At 39.4% G+C, this 3,778-nt stretch carries 8 protein-coding genes; 1 reads left to right on the top strand and 7 read right to left on the bottom strand.

From position 1 onward, the window contains the following. Window positions 1-30: 30 nt before the first annotated feature. Window positions 31-576 carry a hypothetical protein gene (locus tag JW841_11775; GenBank protein MBN1961616.1) on the bottom strand — a complete coding sequence of 182 codons (546 nt, stop codon included), beginning with the start codon at window positions 574-576 and terminating at the stop codon, window positions 31-33. An 11-nt stretch (window positions 577-587) separates the two neighbouring features. Between JW841_11775 and JW841_11770 the strand changes: the two genes are divergently transcribed. Further along, window positions 588-806 (top strand): hypothetical protein, encoded by a 219-nt coding sequence (locus JW841_11770; GenBank protein ID MBN1961615.1) that lies wholly within the window; start codon window positions 588-590, stop codon window positions 804-806. Window positions 807-1,142: 336 nt separating this feature from the next. Here JW841_11770 and JW841_11765 read toward each other — a convergent pair whose 3' ends face one another. From JW841_11765 to JW841_11740, 6 genes are all read right to left on the bottom strand, one after another. Next, entirely contained in the window at window positions 1,143-1,559 is a 417-nt protein-coding gene (locus JW841_11765) for a type II toxin-antitoxin system VapC family toxin (protein MBN1961614.1), read from the bottom strand. Continuing rightward, entirely contained in the window at window positions 1,556-1,828 is a 273-nt protein-coding gene (locus tag JW841_11760) for a type II toxin-antitoxin system prevent-host-death family antitoxin (GenBank protein MBN1961613.1), read from the bottom strand. Before JW841_11760 ends, JW841_11765 begins: the two co-directional genes overlap by 4 nt. A 183-nt stretch (window positions 1,829-2,011) precedes the next feature. Next, entirely contained in the window at window positions 2,012-2,443 is a 432-nt protein-coding gene (locus tag JW841_11755) for a PIN domain-containing protein (GenBank protein ID MBN1961612.1), read from the bottom strand. Window positions 2,444-2,446: 3 nt separating this feature from the next. Continuing rightward, window positions 2,447-2,686, bottom strand: a complete 240-nt coding sequence (locus JW841_11750) for a hypothetical protein (GenBank protein ID MBN1961611.1) — start codon at window positions 2,684-2,686, stop codon at window positions 2,447-2,449. Window positions 2,687-2,862: 176 nt separating this feature from the next. Then, the gene (locus JW841_11745; GenBank protein MBN1961610.1) at window positions 2,863-3,285 is read right to left on the bottom strand and encodes a type II toxin-antitoxin system VapC family toxin; all 423 of its coding nucleotides are present in this window, start codon (window positions 3,283-3,285) and stop codon (window positions 2,863-2,865) included. A gap of 6 nt (window positions 3,286-3,291) precedes the next feature. Continuing rightward, window positions 3,292-3,597: a type II toxin-antitoxin system prevent-host-death family antitoxin gene (locus JW841_11740; GenBank protein MBN1961609.1), complete on the bottom strand. Its 306-nt coding sequence runs from the start codon at window positions 3,595-3,597 to the stop codon at window positions 3,292-3,294. Between the last annotated feature and the right edge of the window lie 181 nt (window positions 3,598-3,778).

Genomic DNA, 3,778 nt, shown 5'->3' with positions numbered 1-3,778 from the left:
CATCTGGGCCTAGAATTTCAAGTAAGTTTCTTATTTGAGAAGTCCGCCCGCCCAAGCGGGCGGTGTATTGGTTTTTGAGAAGTTACCATGGGTTGCCCTACCTGTGTCATTATCATGATGCACTTGCAAGTGTTTAGCTAAGCCATGTTTACCATCACCAACATCTCGAATGGTTGGGTATTTACCGTCAAGCGATATAACACCCCAGGGAAACTGACCTGTGGAAACAATAGCCTTACGTCTAAATGCATCGTAACCAACTGTATAAAGCAATTTGCAGATGTCATAGGGATTGATTGAGCATAAAAAATCTCGCAAAGTAGTATCAGCGAGGCGGCGTTTAATACCGATAAGCTTACGTACTTGTTGCGGCATTTGCTGAGTTAATTCTTCTAGCTGCGCCAAACCTTTGCATCTAGAAGCTAGGCCAACACAAACGCTGCGCAATAAAGGTAAGGCACTTTTATAACGCCTACCTTGGTGCTTGCGTGGGTCATGTACTTTTTTTAATAAGTTATTGCTGAAATATCTGGCAATAAACCCTGCACAACGTCTCATCTTTCTGCTACTAATCATTGTAGCTCCTAGTGCAATGGCAGGTTTCACGGGCCATTGCTTTATTAACGTTTTATTTTTTATTTATCGGTAAGTTAGGTTTTAAGTTGATCTTGAGAGTGTTAATATTTTTTTACAGGGTTATAGCTGTTATTTTTTTAGCATTAATATTTGTTATTGATTTTCTGCTCCTTGTTTTAATTTTTGGCTTTGCAGGTTTAGTGCGTTTTGCCGCTAAGAGTATTTTGTAATATTTTGCACGTTGGTTTTTCTACTACAGCTCCTATGAGCATTCTTTGGTAGTTTGAATTACTGAACAAGCTTATATTTTTTAACCTAACCGTGTAGTTGGTTGATTTTTTAAGATAATTAATTTATCTGTATGACGTTTTGCACTCAGATACAGAGTAATTTTTGGTCTAGTAACGTTTGCGAATTTATGCACGTACTTTTACTTGCTTGGCGTGAAGGATAGCGTCTTGTTTTGTTTAGGGGTTCGCGAAGCTTGTCTGAGCGAACACCAATTGGTGATACATATTTGATTACGAAATATTCATAAAATCAATTAGTTCAAACGATCATTTTGCTTATACACCAATAACTTCAAACCCAGAAGCCCGGGCCGCTCGCGCTAGTTGCGTATCATGAGTGGCCAGTACTAACTCATTTTCTAAATTAGATTGTAATTCTATGGCGGTAGCTAAATGAATTGCATCAAGTGAACCCAGCACTGTTGGCATTGGACCGGCAGCGCGGGTAAGAATGTTATCCGTTAGGGCTATTACATCGATTGAGTGTAATACTCTACGCGCTTCTTGATGCAAACTTTCAACTTGCTGATCGTCAATTTGGCCATTTAACCGCGTACGATCAATAACCCGCCCAATTTCTAAAATTAAAATACGTGAGGCAAATGCTTGGCTAATTTGTGACCATTCTTTAAGTGAATTTGCTTCACCAAATAATTTTCGCAACAGCACACTTGAATCAATAAAAGTTATCATCTTCGAGCACGGTCTTCGCTTAGCAAATCAGTAGTACTAGGCCCACAATATTTAATACTTTGCACATTTATTTGACCAAGAGGGGCGGCTATTGGATCATGCGATTTAAAAAACTCTAGTTGGCTTACTTTAGCGTGATCATTTTTAAATGGTACTAATTTCGCTACCGGCTGATCACGATCAGTAATTAATACTTGTTGCCCAGATTTTACCGCACGCATGTATTGCCCAAGTTTTGCTTTTAGTCGAGTTGCCGTTGTTTTAACCATTAGCTAATTGTACAGTTATGTACTCATATAGTCAATTATGTACATTTCCATTTATTATAGACAAACCCACTGTATTTACAACGCTCTTCAATTGGATTGAGCGTATTTGAAAGTGTATAGACCGTCGCTTAAAGAGAACCAATATTTTAAGCGCCATTGACCAAATGATAGAGAAAAACAGGATTAGACCAACGGATTGCGTGTACGCAATTGTGGGAAACGACTAAAGTCACGATCAACTGTCCACAACTCATCGATACCATGCACTAGGCAAGTTGCAGCAATACGAGCATCATGCACCATGCCACCTCTAACTTGACCTTTTTGAATAAGCTCAATAATTATATCAAATAGACCCGGAACATCACCTAAAACTCGTAATGTCGGCGATTCACGCCATGCGGCGATTTGTTCTAATGCCTGAGCCGGTGTCGATGGCATCTGCCAAAGTCTTGGTTGTGTAACCACCCCATAAAACTCAATCATCGAGTGCAGACAAATACCCCAAGGCATATTTGCTTCAGCACATTTTTTAACCGTTGCAGCGGCAGGTTGATGTAAACTCGCTTCACGTTGATGCGCATGAACCAAAATATTAGTATCGATAGTAATCATTTTTTAATAACCACCACGGCGCTGTTCATCAATGGCTTTGTTGATAGTATCATTTGACACTGTTTGATTTGATTCAGCTAAATAGCCAGCAGCAGCATCTCGCAATACAAAAGGCGGTGGTTTTTCTGCAAGCGAGCGCTCTAAACTATCAATCACAAGCTCACGCAGTGTTATACCGCGCTTAGCAACCGCCTGTCTTACCCGTTCAAAAAGACTATCTGGCATATCTATGGTTGTGCGCATACATAAATATTATCACATAATACATAAACGCATCAAGATGATTTTGCTAAATATTTTTGGTGCCAGACACCAAATTTCCGCCACCAAATTTCTAGAGATACCAAATTTCTAAAAGTTATATAAACCCTATGTCTTCATGCCAGATATCATATAATAGATACTAAATTTATCAGCCTTTAAGGTAACGCTTTAAACCCTAGTATTTTAGCATTTTCGCGTACCCTAATATCGGTAGATAAAATTGCTAAATTATCGATAGCAGCAGATAAAATTTCTATAGTTGCAAGATGAATAGCATCAAGCGTACGCAATGGTTCTTTAGGAAAAGGCCGGGCACAACGCGACCAAATTGCGTCATCGACAGGATGAATCACCCATAATTCACTATCAGTTTCAAACTGAGCAGCACGCGCTGCTATGATACTCGCTACTTGTGGTTCAAGAACGCGTACTCTAGCTAGTACCCGACCAACTTCAGCAATAGTAAGTTGTGATGTTGCTATAAATTTGGCGCCGCGTAGCCACTGTCGGATTTCATGTTTATCTTCACCGTCAAGTAGATCACGTAATACTGCGCTAGTTTCTAAATAAATATTCATGTTAATTTATTTAAATTCACCTCTTGACCAATTTAGCAGCTCATCAATTTGTTGCGTCGACATACCAGAGGTTTCGCTGTGCCGAATATAATCTGTTTGCCGACGTTCCCGAAGCGGTGGGCGTGAACCAAGTGATGCAAGTTTTGCTAATGTATCAGTAACACCTGCTGTTGCCGATGTCATTGACTCTACTGGTGAAAGACGTGCAACAACATGATTACGGTCGGTAACTAAAAACGTCTCACCGCTACGCACCTGACGAATATAGGCGCTAAGCTTGGCTTTTAGTTCTTTAATATTCACAGCTTGCATAATTATAAAGTAGTCTCATGTAACTACTTTGTCAATTTAAATTATTTGTAACAATTTATACATATTACATATGACATGTAACAGTTGATAACTTACTAGCTGACTCTTAGTCTCATTTTTCACTTTTATCGGAATTGGATTCCTACTTTCGTAGGAATGACGAGGAGTTACGTAAAACTCT

The organism is Deltaproteobacteria bacterium (genome assembly GCA_016931625.1).
Lineage (GTDB): Bacteria > Myxococcota > XYA12-FULL-58-9 > XYA12-FULL-58-9 > JAFGEK01 > JAFGEK01.
This window is presented reverse-complemented; position numbering and strand designations above follow the sequence as displayed.

Bases quoted from the DNA above. Each gene is read 5' to 3' on its own strand.
- JW841_11775 (MBN1961616.1), bottom strand. From the start codon at position 576: ATGATTAGTAGCAGAAAGATGAGACGTTGTGCAGGGTTTATTGCCAGA.
- JW841_11765 (MBN1961614.1), bottom strand. From the start codon at position 1,559: ATGATAACTTTTATTGATTCAAGTGTGCTGTTGCGAAAATTATTTGGT.
- JW841_11760 (MBN1961613.1), bottom strand. From the start codon at position 1,828: ATGGTTAAAACAACGGCAACTCGACTAAAAGCAAAACTTGGGCAATAC.
- JW841_11755 (MBN1961612.1), bottom strand. From the start codon at position 2,443: ATGATTACTATCGATACTAATATTTTGGTTCATGCGCATCAACGTGAA.
- JW841_11750 (MBN1961611.1), bottom strand. From the start codon at position 2,686: ATGCGCACAACCATAGATATGCCAGATAGTCTTTTTGAACGGGTAAGA.
- JW841_11745 (MBN1961610.1), bottom strand. From the start codon at position 3,285: ATGAATATTTATTTAGAAACTAGCGCAGTATTACGTGATCTACTTGAC.
- JW841_11740 (MBN1961609.1), bottom strand. From the start codon at position 3,597: ATGCAAGCTGTGAATATTAAAGAACTAAAAGCCAAGCTTAGCGCCTAT.